Consider the following 18,542-nt stretch of genomic DNA (forward strand, 5'->3'; position numbering starts at 1 on the left):
GCATGACGAGATCGCCGATCTGGATGACATGATTGAAGCCATCGTCAAGGACCTTGCTCCTGAGCTGCTCGAACAGACCGCGATCGGCCTGAACAGCGCGGCACAATTGTTGCTGACGGCTGGCGACAATCCAGAGCGGTTGAAATCCGAAGCCAGCTTTGTCGCCCTGTGCGGCGTCAGTCCCGTGCCTGCGTCTTCTGGCAAAACTGTCCGGCACAGGTTGAACAGAGGCGGTGATCGCGCAGCCAACAGTGCGATCCACATTATCGCCATCGGACGTTTGCGACTGGACCCACGCACTCAAGCCTACATTGCCAAACGGATCGCTGCCGGAAACTCAAAGCTGGAAGCCATTCGCAGCCTCAAACGTTACATCGCACGCGAAGTCTTCGGCATCATCATGCGCCGCTACACAGAGATCAATCAGACACAAATCGCCGCTTGACTCTTAGAAGGGCGTCCAAGGATAGCAGTTCACTGGCTTTGAATGGACCAATGCGCTGACCGAGGCCGCTGGATCGACAACCCGATGATTGAACGGCTTTGGCGCTCGTTGAAATACGAATGCGTCTACCTGAACGCATTTGAAACCGGCTTAGAGGCAAGAGCGGGCATCAGAAAATGGCGGGCCTAGTATAACGCTAACGGCCTCGCTCAACCCACGGCATCTTGCCCCCGAAAGAGGTCTATGAGACCAAAATCGAACCCGAGAAAATAGCAGCCTGAAACAAAACCAAGATCCACCTTAAATCAGGACGCAAACTGGCCAAAAGACGGGGACCACCTCTTCATGTCGCTGATCGTATTAAATTCGTTGGTTTGGCATACTGTAAAAAGCATTTTGTTCCATGTGTCATGATACACATTATTGTGCACCTTTGCACTTTACAAAATCGAAAATACCCATCTTGACCGGCCGAAATGCCGCCATATATCCCCTTTATCGAGGCGACACGCAGCCCCGCACGGCCAATATTAAGGACCGTGGCTCCTGCGCCTCCCTCTTGTATTTATGGAGATTTATCATGCGTATCACACCTATTGCCGTCGCTTTGACTGCCGCTCTTGCTGGTGGTGCTGTCACTGCAAATGCACAAACCTTCTCACCTGCACAGGTGCAGTTGTCGACCGAAGCCGGCGTTCAACCCGGCGTCTACACCATCGGCCAGCTTGACGCGATCATCAAAGCTCAGCGTGACACGAATCAAAGTGTGGATGTTGATCAGCTGAAAAGCGCGTTCGTTTTGGAAAACGCAGGCGCAGCCCCTGCAGGCGCCGGTGACGCGCAGCTTGCCGCACAGGCCGGCGTTCCGGCGGGCAAATACACCACTGGTCAGTTGCAGCAATTGGTTCAAGCCAGTCGCAACCACACAGACCCCGATGCGAAACAGCGCTTGATTGACGCCTATGCGAAAGAAGACGCAACGCAAAATGCTGGTCTGGCACAATTGGCGGCGCGCGCAGGGATCGATCCGGCGGGCAAAACCCCGGCACAGATCGCAGCGGCCTATGTCACCGCAACCAGCGATCTGGATAACAACTGATCCCTGTGGTCATTTTGTAAACATGGGCGTCCCTGCGGGGGCGCCCATTGTTTTTTGGGATCATTCCTGCGTTGTAGGTAATAACAAAGGCAAACAATCCAGCAAGGATGCCCAGGCATTGTCAAAGGCGGCCTCTAATGTGGTGTCTGTTTGCAACCAGCACCGAATGGCAGCCCATCCTGTGTTCAACATCACATCCGCCAAGATTTTGATCATCATCTCGGGTAAATCAGGGAATTTTTCTGCCAGCAGGCTTTCCAGCTGACGGTTTATCTGCTCGCGCCGGGTTAGATACAGCTGAAAGATCTGTGGATGTTCATTCAGCAGGCAGACAAAGACCAGCAGTTCTTCGCGTTTGTCCATCGCGCCCAATGTATGGAAATACATCATCCGATACAGATCACGATGGGCTGGCCCTTCGCCCGACAGTAATGCGGCGCGGGCCTGTTCAGAGATCTCTGGCAGCTCCCCCATAAGGGCGGATTCTTTGTTGGCGTAATAGTTGAAAAATGTGCGCTGACTGATCCCGGCAGCGCGGCTGATCGCATCGGTGGTTACGGCGTCATAGCCGTCACGCTGAATCAAAGACAAGGCAGCGCGTTGAATATCCTTGGCGGTTTCACTGCGTCTGCGGGATCGAAGGCCGGTCATGGCGCGGTTCCATTAAATACGACATGTTCAGGCGTGAAGTCCGCCATGCGTTTTTTGCATAGCGAATAGGCTGCCATCTTGGGCACATCACGCTGAATGTCAAATTTTTCGTATAAACACCAGTAGTTACCCGCGTATGTGGAAATATTACCATGCATGCTTATAATAACCCACTGTTTAGTTTTACGTTTCGCAAGCATGTTGCGCTCCACGCAAAATTTGCACACTATGCAAGTTGAACGCAAGTGAGTCTTGTCCGGCCTTGTGGCAACCGTGAAAAGCAACGGAATCGCCGCTACGGAACGTTAGACACAGACACGATCAGGAACGGTTATTATGTACAAGTTTAATGGGCGTGCCTGTCGCGCGTTGGGATTCGCGCTGTTACTTTTGGCGCCGCGCGCCGTGATGGCGCAAGAGGCGGCGGCAAAGACGCAGGTCGGCGTTGTAACGCTGAGCAAGACGACGGTGCCGGTTCAGGCTAAACTGCCAGGACGCGCGGTCGCGACAGAGCTTGCGGATATTCGTCCCCGCGTTGATGGTGTCGTGACCGCAAAACTGTATCAACCGGGCGCCATTGTGTCGGCGGGTGACCCATTGTTCCAGTTGGATGATGCAAGTTATCAGGCCACGGTGGCTGCAGATGCGGCGACACTGGCTTCGGCGCAGGCGGATTTGCCCGTCAAACAAGCCGCCTATGACCGTGCCAAAAAGCTGGAGGGATCCGGCTATACCGCCGATGATGTCGACAGCGCCAAATCCGCGCTGGCTTCGGCGCAAGCGGCGTTGCAATCCGCGCAAGCGGCTTTGAAATTTGCCGATATTCAGCTGGGCTGGACCACGATCCGCTCCCCTATTAATGGGGTGGTGGATGTGGCGGATGTGTCGGTTGGGGATCTTGTGACCTCGGGTCAGACCACGGCGTTGACCACTGTAACCACGCTTGACCCGATTGAGGTTGATCTGTCTGCCCCCGCCGCAGATATGCTGGCCATTCGCGATCAGATCGACAGTGGCGCATTGACCAAAGATCAGCAAATTACCGCAAGCCTGACGCTTGATAATGGTGATGTGTATTCGGGCGCAGGCACATTGGTTACGCCGTCTTCAACCGTATCGACCACCACCGGTGCGGTCAATGTGCGGTTTGAATTCGACAACCCTGAGCGCAAGATTTTGCCCGGCATGTTCTTGCGCGCCACAGTGACATTGGGCACGCAGCAAGCCTTTCTTGTGCCACAGCGCGCAGGCTCGCATGACGCCAATGGCATGCTATCGGTGTTCATCGTGGGACAGGATGGCACCGCCCAATCCGTGTCCCTTGCAACGCAGGGCAGCTACGATAATTCCTGGATCGTGACCTCGGGGCTGGATGACGGGGTTCAGGTGGTCGTGGATGGTCAGAAGAATTTACAGGCCGGTGCCGCCTTGGCCCCGACCGCGGTTCAGATCACCAGTTCGGGCACCACGCAAGACATCAAAACGGCATCTGAAGATGCCATGACCGACCAGACGTCGGCATCGGAATAATCAGCATGGCACAGTTTTTCATTCACCGCCCAGTGTTCGCGTGGGTCCTTGCAATTGCATTGATGCTGGGCGGGGCCTTTGGTCTAAACAGCCTTGCGATTTCACAATATCCCGAAGTGGCACCCACGACGGTCCGCGTCCAAGCCAGCTATTCTGGCGCCTCGGCGCAGATTGTGGCAAATTCCGTGACTTCGGTTATTGAAGATGGGATGACCGGCCTTGATGGCCTGTTATATATGACATCTTCTTCCACCGAAGGCAGTTCGTCGATCTCATTGGTGTTTAACAGCAGCACCGATGGCGATATCGCGCAGGTTCAGGTTCAAAATAAGCTTCAGCTTGTTGAAAGCACATTGCCCACGGCGGTGACGCAAACGGGCGTGACCGTGACGCGCTCTACCAGCTCGATCTTGTTGGTCGGTGCATTGGTGTCCGATGACAACTCCTATTCCGGGGTCGAGCTGGGCGATATGTTCTCGACCACGATGGAAAATACAATTCAGCGTCTGGAAGGCGTTGGTTCGATCAACGTGTTTGGCTCTGAATATGCGATGCGGATCTGGTTGGATCCGGACAAGCTGTATCAATACAACCTGACGCCCAGCGATGTGACCACGGCTGTTTCGGCGCAAAACACCAATGTCAGCGTCGGGTCACTTGGGGCATTGCCCAATGCGACCGGGCAGCAGATGACCATCTCGCTGAAAGCGCAGTCGCAGTTGGTATCTGTGGATGATTTCCGCAAGATCGTTTTGACGACAACCGAGGATGGATCGTCGGTCTATCTTGGTGATGTGTCGCGGATCGAATTGGCTGATGATGATTACAGCGTGATGGGCCAGTATGACGGCAAAAACGCCACCGGCTTTGGCGTCAATTTGCAAAATGGTGCGAATGCTGTGGATACATCCGCGCGGGTGCATGCGGCCATTGATCGTTTGGCGAAGACGCTACCAGAAGGCGTGTCGGTCGTCTATCCCTATGACACGACGCCATTTGTGCAAGAGTCCATCAATCAGATCTATCACACTTTGGGCGAAGCCATCGTGTTGGTCTTCATCGTGATCTTGGTCTTTTTGCAAAGCTGGCGTGCGACGATCATCCCCTGTATCGCTGTGCCGGTTGTTTTGCTGGGCACCTTTGGGGTGCTGGCGATTGCAGGTATGTCGATTAACACATTGACGATGTTCGCGCTTGTTTTGGCGATTGGCCTGTTGGTCGATGACGCGATTGTCGTTGTGGAAAACGTCGAACGCGTGATGGAGGAAGAGGGGCTCGGCCCCGTTGAGGCCACCGAGAAAAGTATGCGTGAGATCACGACCGCGCTTGTTGGGATCGTGGTTGTGCTGTCGTCGGTATTCTTGCCGATGGCCTTTATGACCGGGTCGACCGGGATCATCTATCGGCAGTTTTCGGTAACCATTATTACGGCGATGGTCTTGTCACTGTTCGTCGCGCTTGTGTTGACGCCGGCAATGTGTGCGTCCTTGCTGAAGTCCACGCATGGTGAAAAGAAAATCTGGCCTGCACGGAAATTCAATGCGGGCATGGACCGTCTGACCGGTGGCTATCTGGGCTCGGTCGTTATGTTGATGAAACGACCGCTGCGAATGATCATTGTTGTTCTGGCCATCGGCGTTGGGATTTCGATGGTCTATGGTCGGCTGCAATCCAGCTTTGTCCCGACCGAGGATCAGGGCGTATTGATGGCCTCTGTTGCGTTGCCACAAAACGCGACGCGTGCGCAGACGCAAAAGACGATCGAAGCAATGCGCGACTTTATGAACACCCAGATGGGGGATTATGTAGAGGGTGATTTCGCCGCGATCGGCTTTGGCTTCTCGGGTCAGGGTCAGAATAACGCGATGATGTTCGTCAAGCTGAAAGAATTGGCTGAGCGGCCCAATATGTCTGCGGCCGATGTCGCGATGCAGGCAAATATGTATTTTGGCTCGGGCCGCTATGGTCAGGTGTTTTTCTTACAGCCGCCTGCCATTCAGGGGATGGGCTCGTCCAACGGATTCAGCATGTATCTGATCGATCAGGGCGGCGCCGGCTTGGAGGCATTGCAGCAAACTGCGATGCAGGTCGCACAACAGGCCCAGGCCAGTGGCAAAGCCACCGCGATCCGCGGCTTTGAGGCCAACACAGAAACTCAGCTGTCGATTGATATTGACCCAGAGAAGGCGCAGGCGCTTGGACTGACAATCTCTGATATCAATTCCAATCTGTCGACGATCTTTGCCGGAAACTACGTGAATGACTTCACATTGAATGGCAAATTGCGCGATGTGCGTGTTATGGGCGATCAGCCAAACCGGATGCAGCCAGAGGACATCAAATCCTGGTATATGCGCAATAGCAGTGATGAAATGGTGCCGATGTCATCGTTTAGCACACAGGTCTGGGGCAAAACATATACCACTATCAGCCGGTATGGCGGCACCAACGCGATAGAGCTTCAAGGCTCTCCGGGGGAAGGTGTCAGCTCGGGTGATGCGATGAATGAAATGGCGCAGATTGTTGGAAATCTTGACGGGTACGACCTTGCGTGGACAGGACTGTCCTATCAAGAGCAGCTGTCGGGCAATCAGGAGCCTATGCTGTATACCCTGTCCGCGATTGTCGTGTTCCTCGCACTTGCAGCTTTGTATGAAAGCTGGGCGGTGCCATTCTCCGTCATGCTCTCGGTGCCGGTGGCGCTGTTGGGGGCTTTGCTGGCGGCATGGCTACTGGGACAATCCAACGACGTCTATTTCAAGGTTGGCATGCTGACGACCATCGGTCTGGCGGCACGAAACGCGATCTTGATCGTGGAGTTTGCCGAAAGCCTGCGCAAAGAGGGGCAATCCCTGTTTGAGGCCGTAAAATCAGCAGCGCGGATGCGTTTGCGCCCGATTTTGATGACAACATTCGCCTTTGGGCTTGGGGTTTTACCATTGGCTACGGCCAGCGGAACCGGTGCCAATGCACAGAACTCTATCGGGATCGGGATGCTTGGCGGGATTGCCTTCTCGGCATTGTTCGGGATTTTAATGGTGCCGGTGCTGTATGTGGCGGTGATGTTGAGTGTGGAAAAAGTTCGCGGCTGGCGCCGCAAGGAGACTGTATGAAACAGATGTTGAAATGGGCGCCGGTGATGCTGGTGGCGGGTTGCGCAGCGGTGGGTCCGAATTTTCAGGCCCCCAACGCCGCGCTGACAGCGCAATTTGTAGGTGGCGATGCGGCGCAGCTGAATGAGGTGGCGCAGAAGGCCTGGTGGCGTGATTACCGTGACCCGATGTTGACCGGTCTGGTGGAACGCGGCTTTGCGCAAAGTCTGGATATCGTGCAGGCGCAAGAACGTATCCGTCAGGCGCGCGCACAGCTGCGCCAGACAGGCGTGAATTCCGCGCTTAGCGGATCAGGCACCGTCAGCCGCACGCGCTCTGGCACGGATGGGCAAGGCAGCGCCTGGCAAACCAATTCGGATCTCAGTGCGGGTGTGGTGCTGGATCTGTTCGGCGGGATCCGTCGTGAACAAGAGGCGGCGCAGGCCAATCTTGTGGCAGCACAATCTGATGTTGGCACGCAGCGCCTTGCATGGCTGGCAGAGCTGATCGCGGATTACTCTGACGCGCGCTACTACCAAGAGGCGCTGGCACTTACCCGGCAGACGATCACCACGCGGCAAGATACGTTCAACATCACCCAGCAAGAGGTCAACGCCGGGGCTGCTACGACATTTGAATTGGCCGAGGCACAGGCGGCGCTGGATTCTGCACGCGCTGAATTGCCCAGCTACTTGGCACAATTCCGGGCATCGGTATTTGCCATTGCAACATTGATGAATGAACCGGCAGGACCATTGATGGCGCAGATGCAGCGTGGGGCATCGCAGCTGCGTATCCCGGGCAATATCGCGACCGGCGTTCCGGCAGATCTGCTGCGCAATCGTCCCGATGTCCGCTATTACGAGGCGGTCTTGCATCAACAGGTGGCGCAAGTTGGGGTGGATCAGGCGGCGCTGTATCCCTCTCTCAGCCTGACTGGGGATGTGTCGGGTGTCAGCACCACCAAAAGCTGGAGCTTCGGCCCCTCTGTCACGCTGGCGATTTTGAACCAAGGGGCGTTGCGTGCGGCGCGTGATGCACAGGTTTCTGCAGCCAAACAGGCGGAAATTGACTGGCGCTCGGCGGTGATGGGTGCGGTTGAGGATGTGCAGGTCGCACAATCCAATCTGCAGCAATATCGCCAACAGGCGGCGCGTTTGGATCAGGCGGCGCAATCCTATACCCGTGCGTTGGAATTGGGCCGGACCAATTATCGGAATGGTGCGCTGACCTTGCTGGACCTGCTTGACACAGACCGTTCACAGGCAACGGCGCGGATCGCGGCGGCTTCGGCGCGCAATACCGCAGCACAGGAATGGGCAATGTTGCAAATCGCAATTGGTGCGGGGGCGGGTTACGCCCAATCCCCACAAGAGGCATCCGTGACGAATTGATCGCACCAATCAAATGGGGCGGCCCTTTCCGCCCCATTTTTATAACTTTGGCGACGCGTGTGGCCTGGGTAATTATGCCTCTTGAAAGATCCGCTTTGCCCAGTCTTCAACGGGTTCGCCGCTCCCAATCTCGGGATATGCAATCCCGTTGATCATGAAGGTCGGAGAGATATGAATGCCGTTTTGGCGCGCGTATTTCGTGTGACGTTTGATAACTTTTTGTAGCTGCGGCACGTCGAAGGCATCGGCCAGTGCGACACCGCTATAGCTTTCCAAACGATGCAGGATTTCGCGTGGCGTGGTGTCCATATTTGGTCCACGGCAATGATCTTCAAATTCAAATTTTTCGCGGTGATCGGCTACAGCCTGCATAACCTTGAAAGCGGCCTGCGCACCGTCTGGCAAAGTCGCCGCTGCCAAGACGGCACGGGTCACGACACCGGAAAACATATGCCAAGGCTGCGAAATCAGCGTGATTTTGACGCTGATCTTATCTTCACCTGCGGCATCTAACAGGGCGTCGATCTTGTTGAAGGCCCTGACCGAAAACGGGCAGGTGGGTTCTAGGAACATCTCAAACAGATCCGGGCCAGTGCCTTTGATCAGCGGTGCTGCGGTCAGTTCTGTGGCTTGGGTCATTGATCGATCCTTGTTGAACATTGCGGCTGCAAGTTTAACGATATGGCCCGCCGGGGATGTTTCAATGTTCTGATTGGCCAGATCACAATTGTTTGGTCCCATATGGCCGGGAATGGAACGGAACGGGGAACGGGCGGGCGTTGCCGCCCGCCGCAATCTTTAGAAGCGTTTGGTCATCGCGATACTATAGCTGCGCTCTTCTCCACGGAAGTTGAACACAGAAGTCCCACCCACACGGCTGTAATAGGCTTTGTCTAACACGTTATCGACGCCAAATTGCAAATCCACACCATTGGTCAGTGTTTTCTTTGCTGTCAGATCCACCAGACCATATCCCGGCGCGTTGATCGTGATGCCTTGAGACACCGATGAGAAGCCAGACATTGCACGCAGATGCCCGCCAAAGCTCCAGCCTTCCAACGCGCCTTGCGGCACATCATACATTAACGATAGCTTCAAGATATTGCGGGGCGTGTAGGTTGAGAACACATCCCCTTCGTCAGGCCCATTCAGATATTCCGACTGCGCATAGGTATAGCCGCCCGACAGATGCAGGTTCGGACCGATCTCACCGGCGGCTTCCAATTCGATGCCTCGCACGCGGATTTCTCCTTGGGCAATGGAATAACTGCCATCGGTCGAAGACAGGGCGCGGTTGACCTGTTCCAATTGATACGCGGCGGCGGAGACGTTCACACCATAGGCCAGCTCGGCCTTGACGCCGAGTTCAAATTGCTGCCCCTCCAGCGGATCGAGCGTTTTGCCATTGATATCCAGATCGGTTTGCGGTTGGAAAATCTCGGAATAGCTGGCGTAAATGGTGGTGCTGGGCGTGACATCATATGTCACGCCGGCGAAGGGTGTCACATGCCCGTTCTCCGAGCTGTTGGTCGTGGTGTTGGTGATCAAATTGGTTGAGTCACTATCATACCACGACAGGCGTGCACCGCCGATGACGGTCAGTGCCTGGGTCGGCTTTACCCGCAATTGCCCATAAACCCCGGTCGATGTGGTTTCTGTCCGGGTCCGTGTCGCGGTGCTGGAGCCGAAGTAATCCACATTGGGTTTGGCCACACCCGACACATCCCAATTGTCTAAATCGTAGGTTCCACTGATCTGGCCACGATCTTGATAGGTGGTTGCCGTGGTCTTTTGGGCATCCACCCCAACGATTGCCGTTGCGTCCCATGTGCCCAGGGTGAAGGGCAGCTCAGCATGGGCATCCACGGCTAAAGATTCTTGGCTGAAATCTCGCGCCAACCAACGCAGGCCATTGACGGTGTTATCCGCCGCTGCCGCGCTTGAGGCATAGGCATACAGGAAATCGGTATCTTGTTGCGAATCCCGCAGCGAGAATTTCACACGCGCGCCGGTGTCGAATTCATGCTCGACGGCGACGATGGCATCAGTGACGCTGTTGCTAAATGTGTTCCAATCTGCAGCCGTTGTGGTATCGGCATCCAGCCACAGCAGCGTGCCATCGGAATAGGTTGGCAGGCCGTTATAGGGCGCAATATCGCGTTCCATATGGGATACCGAAAATGTGGCCGTGGTGCTGGGCGAAATATCCCATGCCAAGGCGCCATACAGCTGTTTTACGCCGTTCTTTTGTTTGTCGATGGCCCCGTCGCCATCACCATAGGCCAAAACAGCACGGCCGCGCACGGTGCCATCGGCGTTCAGCGCGCCGCCGATGTCGCCCTCAAACCGGGCCGACCCAAAGGAATTTGCGGTGGCGGTGATATAGCCGCCCGGATCAACACGGTCCGCCTGTTTCAGGCGCATATTTACCGATCCTGCAGGCGAGCCGGTGCCGATAAACAGGCCCGACGGACCTTTCAAAATTTCAACATGGTCCACGATCGACAGATCGGGCTAGGTGCCATAAATCGATGACACTGGCGCTGGCAGCCCGTCATAATACAGATAATCAAATTCAAAGCCGCGGGAATACAGCGATGACCGGCCTGTGTCATTGGTCAACACCATGATGCCGGGCGCATCCTGCATTGCGGTTTCCAATGCGGTATAGCCGCCGTCTTCGATCTGTTTATGGGTGATGACTGTGGTGGATTGCGGCACCTCACGCGGGGTCATTGCCGATTTTTCCCCGACCGAGATCAGATCGCTTTTGTAGCTATCTGTACCTTCGGTTTCGTAGCTGGATCCGTTTACCGTGATTTCGGCAATATCGGTAATTTCTTGTGCAAGCGCAGTCAGGGGTGACAATGCTGTGGTGATGACAAGGGCTGTACGCATGGGGCGTCGGAGCATTTCTATGTCCTTTCATGATTATTGACTTTTTTAGTAAGTTTTTCGTGAGGAGGACTCAAGTGCCCGACGATCGAAAATATTCATTTGACGAAAATGTCGCAGAACTGGTCCGCTTGGCTGGTGAAACCTTATAAAAATATGGGCTTTTGGCATGGCGGAGCTAATTGCGGGCGCGTCCGATGGGTCATCAATTATGCGCCGGCGTAGGATCCGAATGCTGATATGAGGCACGGCGCTTGATTGACTTGCTGCTGCCAGAGTTATAGGCGACACATAAGACGGGCAGGTCCATATGCGGCAGCCCTATATTCTACTGGTCACCCAACCGTTTCGGTAAGGCAACCACATCATCGAAGGTATGATTGTGATGCGACTGACGCTTGAGGATGCCCCGACCCTTTTTGCACAGACATGTTTGGACCAGCCGATCCTGATCGGTCAGGATTTCGGCACTGTGTGTAACAGCCGAAGCGTGACATTGGCGCAGGCGGCGGGTGCGGTGCCAATGCCGCTGGCGACGCAAGATCGCCTTCTGGGGGTGTTTCCCTTTGATCGGGGCGCGCCGGGGTATTTGTACTGCATTCAAACCGCGCCCGCCCCGCCCGTTGCCCCACCGCGTGAAGCGCATAGCCGCAGCTTAACCCGGTTTCCGGTGCAGGCAGAATATGGCCAGGCGGTGGCTGCGGCGGCACAGCGCATTGGCGCCCCGGGCGCAGATTTGGCCAAGGTCGTTTTGGCGCGTGCGCTGGAATTTGAAACCGACGCAGAAATTGATCCGCTGCAAACTGCGCAGACCTTGGCGGCCGACCGCCATGTTACCAGCTATTGTGTGCCCCTTCCGTCGGCAGGTGGCACCGGGCCAAAATGGTTGGTTGGCGCGACGCCAGAACTGTTACTGTCCAAACGCGCAGGCGCGGTAATATCGCATCCGCTGGCAGGATCGGCACGGCGCAGCGCCGACCCGCAGGCGGATCAATATGCGGCGCAATCGCTTAGCCGATCCGCAAAGGATCTGGCAGAGCATCGCGTGGTGGTCGACTATATCCATGATATCCTGGCGCCGTATTGCAAAACACTGGATGTGCCCGGCGCGCCACAGTTGGACCGCACGGCAACGATGTGGCATCTGGGAACACCCATACAGGGCGTGCTGAAAGATCCCGACACACCCTGCCTGGAGCTGTTATATAGGCTGCACCCGACCCCTGCCGTGGCGGGTCATCCGTTGCAAACAGCGTTGGAGGTGATTGCCCAAAGCGAGCCGTTCGAGCGCGGCTTTTATGCGGGCACGCTGGGCTGGTTGGACGGGCAAAATGATGGGGCGTGGTATGTCACGCTACGCTGTGCCCTTATCGACGGTCACCGGGCGCGATTATTTGCCGGCGCGGGGATTGTAGCTCAATCCGATCCCGCATCAGAAATCGCGGAAACAGGTGCGAAATTTGCCGCCATGCGCAAGGCGCTTGGCATTTGTGACACGCTTTGAACTAAGACGTTGGAGTATCGCCGTGGCCTTGCCGAAAATCCCTGACTATCCGCTGCCAACGCAGTTGCCGGAACCTCGTGCCAGTTTTTCACTTCGCACCACGCGTGCGGCTTTGCTGATCCATGACATGCAGCGCTATTTTTGTGCGGCCTATGGCGAAGATGCGCTGACCCGTGACGGGTCCACCCTGCGCAGCGTGGTGGCGGGGATCGCGCAGATTGCCAAGGCCGCGCGGGCGCAGGGCATTCCGGTGTTCTATACGGCGCAAAAGGGCAATCAATTCCTGCCTGATCGCGGTTTGCAGGCCGATCTGTGGGGGCCAGGTATGCAGGCCATCCCCGGGCATGAAGACATCATCGAACCGCTTGCCACTCAGCCCGGCGATATTCGATTGGTCAAACATCGCTATAGCGCGTTTCAGCGCTCCAACCTCGCGGATCTGATGCGGGCGCGCGGGCGCGACCAGCTGATTGTGACCGGGGTTTATGCACATATCGGGTGCCTAGCGACAGTGGCAGAGGCGTTCCAGCGCGATATTGAGCCATTCTTCGTTGCCGATGCGTTGGCGGATTTTTCCGAGGCCAAACATGACATGGCGGTGGAGTGGGTTGCCGCCTGCGCGGGCGTGCCGATGTTGACCCAAGGCGTTTTGACACAATTGGAGGCCACATTATGAAGCTGACGGGGTTTGATGGTACCACGGCATTTGTTGCGGGTGCTGCGGGCGGTATTGGGCGTGCCTTGGTGGCGGCGCTGGTCGATAGCGGTGTTCAGGTCTATGCGACTGACCGTGCGGAGGCTGTGGCCGATCTGGCACCGATGCCAGGAGTGATATGGGCCGCGCTGGATGTGACAGATGCTACCGCCGTTGACCGTGCTGTGGCACAATGTGAGGCGCAGCTTGGCCCGATCCGCCATGGTATTTTTGCTGCCGGGATCCTGGGCGGGGGGCCGTTGCTGGCCACCTCAATCGAGGATTGGCGCCGCGTGGTCGATGTGAATTTGAATGGCGGATTTTGTGTCACCTCTGCCTTGGCGCGGGTGATGGTGCCACGCAAGGGCGGCAGCATCGTCGCGGTCGGCTCAAACTCTGCCGATATTCCGCGGCTAAATATGGGCTCATACCCGGCCAGCAAGGCGGCGCTGCATATGTATATCCGCTGCCTTGGGTTAGAGATCGCGCCCCATGGCGTGCGCTGCAACATCGTCGCGCCGGGGTCGACGTTGACACCGATGCAGACCGGCATGTGGGCTGATGAAAGGGGCGCACAGGCGGTCATTGGCGGCAATCTGGCGCTTCATAAAACTGGTATTCCGTTGGGGAAATTGGCCACGCCAGAGGATATCGCTGCCAGCACCATGTTTTTGCTGTCAGATCAGGCGGGGCACGTGACCATGGCAGATCTGTATGTGGATGGCGGTGCCACGCTTAAAGCCTGAGCGGAAGAGGCGGATTGGTGCCGCCAAAAACCTGATTGAATTTGTCAGGCAATGCTTGACTTTTAACCTGTGCAATAGAACAACAACGCGAAGCCAGTGCCAACCCTGATCCAAGGCTGCACCAGCCATGCCCTTTATTAAGTGGGATGCTCAATGAAAAATATCTTCTCTGTCGGCCGCACGTTTTGCGTTATGGCGGCGTTAATGGGATCCGTCGCGACGGCTGTGGCCCAGACAGCATTTGATACCCCGGCCGAATTTACTGGCCGCGTGTCGGTTTCGGGTGAAAACCGCGGTGCGCTGTATCCTGGCGCCACGGCGCAGGTCAGCGGGTCGGATTTTATGCCTGGTCAGACTGTGACGGTTGAACGCGGTGACGTGGTTTTGGCTGATCATGTCGCGGTGGATGATACGGGCGCGTTCTCGTTGACCTATGATCTGCCCGAAGATGCGGCCATTGGCACGCATCCGATCATCGTGAAAACCCAAAACCCCTATTCCGCCGAAGTCATTTCCGCGAAAATTTCGCCGAAACTGGCGCTGGAGGGGGCCGAAAAATTCGACATCGCCACTGCACAGTTAAAGGGTAACCTGTATCAGGTTGCGGAATCGGTCAAGAATGGCACGATCTTCGTTACATCGGCTGTCGGGCGCCCGCCGGTGGAAGAATCCTATTTGTTCAAACTGGATGCGACCACGCTGAAGCTTTTGGCCGAAACCACGCCAGAGGCAGCCCCGGCGCGTGGTGATCGCAGCGGTGGCGTGTTCGCGGTCTATGGTGTTGGCGTTGATGATGCCAAAAATACGGTCTGGGTGACCAACACGCGCCAAAATACGGTGGCTGTGTATTCGCAAGACGATTTGTCCTTGATCAAACAATTCCCGCCGGAAACGGCTGGCCATCCGCGTGATGTGGTGATTGATGCCGCCAATGGTCGTGCCTATGTCAGCGGCAGCGCCGATGGTGTTCTGGTCTTTGACACAGCATCGCTGGAAGTGGTGGACACAATCGCCGTGCCCTCAGGCCAGTTCCGCCAGACATTCACCCCGATGAGCCTTGCGCTGAACACCGAAGACAAGCTGCTGTATACGGTCTCGCTGACCTCGCCCGAGGCGGCAAAGGTCGACCTGAGCGATAACAGCGTCACCACATATGATCTTGCGGGTGCGAAATCTGCGATTGGTGTCGATGCCTCTGCCGATGGTCAGCGTATCTTCGTGGTGTCGCAAGGTTCGGATGACCTGAAGGTTCTTGATGCAGATGGCGCAGAGCTGAACGATATCGGTGTGGGTGCAGGGCCGTTGAATGTCGCCTATGTGGATGCGGATAAGCTGGCCTATGTTGTCAACCGTCAGTCGGGCAATATGGCTGTGGTGGATGCAGATGGTGCGATTGTCGCAAACTTGGATGTCGGGACAAACCCAAACCACCTGATCGCAGATGACGCAGGTACTGTCTTTGTGGTCAGCAAGACCAAAGGCAAGGATGACCCGATGGGCAACACAGTATGGCGCATCACGCCAAAGAAATAAGGCCATAATCGGCAGGTAAGTGAAGGGCGGCCACTGCGATGTGGCCGCCTTTTGCATGTCGTTCAGGCAGGTGTGACGGGCCCGTCGACACAGACCAGCAGATGGCCTGCGCTGTCACGCTCTACGCGGGCGCGCACCCCATAAACCTGCGCCAGAAGCGCGGGCGTCAGCACCGTCGCAGGCGGTCCGTCCGCTGCGATCTGCCCATTGGACAGCACGATGATCCGATCCGCCCAACGTGCGGCCTGCGTCAGGTCATGTAGCACTGCAATGACCACTCGCCCTTCGCGAGACAGCGATTGCATCTCGTTCAGGATATGGAACTGCATGGCCAGATCCAACGCGGCGGTCGGTTCGTCCAACAACACCAATGCAGGGTTGCGAATGATGGCTTGTGCCAGCCCAACGGTTTGGCGTTGCCCCCCTGACAGCCGCGCAAGAGGGCGGGCCGCCAGATGCCGAATGCCCAGGCGGATCAGGCAATTTTCGGCGCGCTGCAATTGTGTGGCAGTGGTGGTATTGCGCATCGTGCCCGCGGCATTTTGCGCCACTAAAAGACTGTCCAGCACGCTAAGATCGGATTGGCTTTGCAGTGTTTGCGGCATATAGCCCAGCTGTTCGACACGTTGGGCACGGGGCAGGGTCGCCAGATCATGCCCGTCAAAACAGATCTGGCCGCGATAGGGCAGGGATTGCGAAATGGCGCGCAGCAGGCTTGATTTTCCGGCCCCGTTTGGGCCAGCGAGCACCACCAGCTCACCGCGGTTGATCGCGTCAATCCGCAGACTCTCCAGAATGCTATGCGGCCCACGGCACAGGTCAATATCCGTCAGGTTGAGGGTCATGCATGCCCCCTTTGGCGGCGCAAGATCAGCGCGAAAAACACCGGAAGCCCCACAAGCGAGGTGACAATACCGATTGGTAGCAAGATTCCCGGCACCAGCAGTTTCGACATGATCGAGGCAAATGACATCAACACCGCACCGCATAGTAGGGAGGCAGGCAGCAAGAACCGGTGATCCTCCCCCACCAAAATCCGTGCGATATGTGGCCCGGCCAGTCCGACGAACCCGATCACCCCAACCACAGACACTGCGCTTGCGGCCAATAGGCTGACGCGGATCAAGGCCCAACGACGTAAACGGACCACATCAACACCAAAACCCTGCGCCTGTTCCGCGCCCATCCGCAGTGCCGTCAGTGCCCAGGCCGCCCGCAGCGAAAACGGTACCGTCAACAGCAAGACCACCGCAACCAACGCAATTGCCTGCCAGCGCACGCCAGCCAAACTGCCCATGGTCCAAAATACCAATTGTTGCAGCGCATCAGCTGAGGCCACGAATTGCAGTAGCGCCAGCAATGCGCCGGCGGTAAAATTCAGCGCAATTCCGAATAAGATCACCATTGCCGCCCCACCCCCGCGCAAACGCGAGGCAAATTGCAAGATCATCAACGATCCCAGTGCAAAGACAAACGCATTGGCCGACACGGCCCAAACCGGCGGTAACAGCGGAAAGCTGACCCCAAGGATAATGGCCACCCCCGCGCCCAATGCGGCGGCAGAGGACACGCCAAGGGTGAATGGCTCTGCCAGCGGGTTTTCCAACACGGTCTGCATCTCGGCCCCGGCCAGGGACAACGCCGCGCCGACACACAGCGCCATCAGCGCCACCGGAAGCCGCACTTTCCAGACGATCACGCTGGCCCCTCGCGAAATATCCTCATGCCCCAGCAACGCCCCGATCACCTCGGACAGGGGTAGGCCTGACGGGCCTGATACCAAATCGGCCAGCAGGCCAACCACAGCCAGCCCGGCCAAGGTCGCGACCAAAAGGATGCGCTTGGCTGTGTGGCGGTTATGAAGGGCGATGGGATCGGCTGTCTGCGCGTGTCTCATTGCGGGCGTGACCAAAACACGCCGTCAAATTGGATGGGTGAGAAACGGGTTTGAAATTCTGTCATGGTCGCCGCAGGATCAAGATCGGAAAACAGATCGGGATGGAAGGCCTTTGCCAGATATTCGATTAGGACAATATGCATCGGGCTGTCATTGAATAAATGCCATATCGCAAGGGCTTGATGATCTTGCACGGCGCGAAGATCGGAAATGCCCGGGGCCGATAGCACCGCAGCAAAGCTTTGATCAACCGTGCGCTGATCCACACCTGCACCGATCACCAAGCCGCCACGCGCTGCCATATGCAGCCCACCTGTGGCCACAAACCAATCCGGATCGGCGGCGATCAATGTCTCCAGACCTACAGTCCCCATGACGCCGGGAACCAGATCGTCGCCCAGATTATGCCCGCCGGCCTCGGTGATGAAATCATGAAACACGCCCTGACCCACCGTCGCACAGCAGCTGTCAGGCGCCGCATGGACCTGCACGAAAACCGAAGGGCGGGCAGGGTCGGCCTTGGCGATCCGGTCGCGGATCACCTGTAGATGCTGGGTGTAAAACGCGTTGAACGTTGCGGCCCGGTCACTTGCGCCGATCGCCTGGCCCAAAATCTTCAGGCTGGGCGCCGAATTCTCAATCGGATGGCTGAAAAAATCCAAAAAGAGGACAGGGATGCCGGCATCATTCAACTGGGCCAACGGCACCTTCATCTGCGGATCTTGCGCGTCGATCAGCGAGAGGATCACCAGATCGGGCTGCAATGCGATGGTTTTTTCGATGGACAATTGGCGATTGCCCGCCCCGACTGAGGCGACGTTGTCCAACTCTGGGAATTTCGCACTTAGGGCTTGCAGCCGCGCCGGGTCCAGCGCCTTGGCCTGTCGCCAGCCCACTACCAATTTTGCCGGATCATCGGTCAACAATCCCAGCACCATGATATGGCGTCCATCGCCCAGAACAATGCGTTGGGCGGGCTGTGGCAATGTCACGTTGCGACCGGTTATGTCTGTCAATGTGATGTCGGCACGCGTCGCCGTCGCAAGCATCGCCGACATCAGT

The 18,542-nt window shown here is 56.7% G+C and carries 17 protein-coding genes and 1 pseudogene; 10 read left to right on the forward strand and 8 right to left on the reverse strand.

All coding sequences use genetic code 11. From position 1 onward, the window contains the following. The 3 genes and pseudogenes from BFP70_RS15760 to BFP70_RS15765 form a co-directional block, all read left to right on the forward strand. Positions 1–445 (forward strand): transposase (locus tag BFP70_RS15760; RefSeq protein ID WP_141693234.1); only part of this gene is annotated, 445 nt, incomplete at its 5' end. Between the two features lie 60 nt (positions 446–505). Next, positions 506–726, forward strand: a pseudogene (locus BFP70_RS21450) (integrase core domain-containing protein); the annotation flags it as partial. Positions 727–1,025: 299 nt separating this feature from the next. Then, positions 1,026–1,544, forward strand: coding sequence for a hypothetical protein (locus tag BFP70_RS15765; RefSeq protein ID WP_066012611.1), 519 nt, complete (start codon positions 1,026–1,028; stop codon positions 1,542–1,544). 60 nt (positions 1,545–1,604) lie between these two features. Here BFP70_RS15765 and BFP70_RS15770 read toward each other — a convergent pair whose 3' ends face one another. Both BFP70_RS15770 and BFP70_RS15775 read right to left on the reverse strand, forming a co-directional pair. Beyond that, the gene (locus tag BFP70_RS15770; protein ID WP_066012612.1) at positions 1,605–2,195 is read right to left on the reverse strand and encodes a TetR/AcrR family transcriptional regulator; all 591 of its coding nucleotides are present in this window, start codon (positions 2,193–2,195) and stop codon (positions 1,605–1,607) included. After that, positions 2,192–2,395, reverse strand: coding sequence for a hypothetical protein (locus BFP70_RS15775; RefSeq protein WP_066012613.1), 204 nt, complete (start codon positions 2,393–2,395; stop codon positions 2,192–2,194). The genes BFP70_RS15770 and BFP70_RS15775 overlap by 4 nt, the downstream gene beginning before the upstream one ends. Positions 2,396–2,531: 136 nt before the next feature. On the opposite strand from BFP70_RS15775, the gene BFP70_RS15780 reads away from it, so the two are divergent. Genes BFP70_RS15780 through BFP70_RS15790 form a run of 3 tightly spaced genes read left to right on the forward strand, consistent with a single transcriptional unit; the run spans position 2,532 to position 8,211 of the window. Beyond that, positions 2,532–3,725: an efflux RND transporter periplasmic adaptor subunit gene (locus tag BFP70_RS15780; RefSeq protein WP_066012614.1), complete on the forward strand. Its 1,194-nt coding sequence runs from the start codon at positions 2,532–2,534 to the stop codon at positions 3,723–3,725. A gap of 5 nt (positions 3,726–3,730) precedes the next feature. Further along, positions 3,731–6,838, forward strand: a complete 3,108-nt coding sequence (locus BFP70_RS15785; RefSeq protein WP_066012615.1) for a multidrug efflux RND transporter permease subunit — start codon at positions 3,731–3,733, stop codon at positions 6,836–6,838. Further along, positions 6,835–8,211 (forward strand): efflux transporter outer membrane subunit, encoded by a 1,377-nt coding sequence (locus BFP70_RS15790; protein ID WP_255356745.1) that lies wholly within the window; start codon positions 6,835–6,837, stop codon positions 8,209–8,211. Before BFP70_RS15785 ends, BFP70_RS15790 begins: the two co-directional genes overlap by 4 nt. A 72-nt stretch (positions 8,212–8,283) precedes the next feature. Here BFP70_RS15790 and BFP70_RS15795 read toward each other — a convergent pair whose 3' ends face one another. The 3 genes from BFP70_RS15795 to BFP70_RS21455 form a co-directional block, all read right to left on the reverse strand. Beyond that, entirely contained in the window at positions 8,284–8,850 is a 567-nt protein-coding gene (locus BFP70_RS15795) for a thioredoxin domain-containing protein (RefSeq protein WP_066012616.1), read from the reverse strand. 159 nt (positions 8,851–9,009) lie between these two features. After that, on the reverse strand, positions 9,010–10,710 hold the full coding sequence (locus BFP70_RS15800) for a TonB-dependent siderophore receptor (protein WP_255356746.1): 1,701 nt from the start codon (positions 10,708–10,710) through the stop codon (positions 9,010–9,012). 15 nt (positions 10,711–10,725) lie between these two features. Beyond that, positions 10,726–11,109 carry a TonB-dependent receptor plug domain-containing protein gene (locus BFP70_RS21455; protein WP_255356747.1) on the reverse strand — a complete coding sequence of 128 codons (384 nt, stop codon included), beginning with the start codon at positions 11,107–11,109 and terminating at the stop codon, positions 10,726–10,728. Positions 11,110–11,491: 382 nt separating this feature from the next. Here BFP70_RS21455 and BFP70_RS15805 point away from each other — a divergent pair, with 382 nt between their 5' ends. From BFP70_RS15805 to BFP70_RS15820, 4 genes are all read left to right on the forward strand, one after another. After that, entirely contained in the window at positions 11,492–12,610 is a 1,119-nt protein-coding gene (locus BFP70_RS15805; RefSeq protein WP_176715585.1) for an isochorismate synthase MenF, read from the forward strand. Between the two features lie 22 nt (positions 12,611–12,632). Continuing rightward, complete coding sequence (locus BFP70_RS15810; RefSeq protein ID WP_066012618.1) at positions 12,633–13,286, forward strand: isochorismatase family protein; 654 nt, start codon at positions 12,633–12,635, stop codon at positions 13,284–13,286. Further along, complete coding sequence (locus BFP70_RS15815; RefSeq protein WP_066012619.1) at positions 13,283–14,050, forward strand: SDR family oxidoreductase; 768 nt, start codon at positions 13,283–13,285, stop codon at positions 14,048–14,050. The genes BFP70_RS15810 and BFP70_RS15815 overlap by 4 nt, the downstream gene beginning before the upstream one ends. 153 nt (positions 14,051–14,203) lie before the next feature. Beyond that, a complete protein-coding gene (locus BFP70_RS15820; protein ID WP_066012620.1) occupies positions 14,204–15,583 on the forward strand; it encodes a YncE family protein in 1,380 nt (459 codons plus the stop codon). Between the two features lie 62 nt (positions 15,584–15,645). Here the strand turns inward: BFP70_RS15820 and BFP70_RS15825 are convergent, their stop codons facing one another. The 3 genes from BFP70_RS15825 to BFP70_RS15835 are packed head-to-tail and all read right to left on the reverse strand — an operon-like array spanning position 15,646 to position 18,538. Then, positions 15,646–16,428: an ABC transporter ATP-binding protein gene (locus BFP70_RS15825; protein ID WP_066012621.1), complete on the reverse strand. Its 783-nt coding sequence runs from the start codon at positions 16,426–16,428 to the stop codon at positions 15,646–15,648. Continuing rightward, on the reverse strand, positions 16,425–17,480 hold the full coding sequence (locus tag BFP70_RS15830) for an iron ABC transporter permease (protein ID WP_066012622.1): 1,056 nt from the start codon (positions 17,478–17,480) through the stop codon (positions 16,425–16,427). Before BFP70_RS15830 ends, BFP70_RS15825 begins: the two co-directional genes overlap by 4 nt. Then, entirely contained in the window at positions 17,477–18,538 is a 1,062-nt protein-coding gene (locus tag BFP70_RS15835) for an ABC transporter substrate-binding protein (RefSeq protein ID WP_141693235.1), read from the reverse strand. Before BFP70_RS15835 ends, BFP70_RS15830 begins: the two co-directional genes overlap by 4 nt. Positions 18,539–18,542: the final 4 nt, after the last annotated feature.

It is taken from the genome of Thioclava sp. SK-1, from assembly GCF_001705665.1.
GTDB lineage: Bacteria > Pseudomonadota > Alphaproteobacteria > Rhodobacterales > Rhodobacteraceae > Thioclava.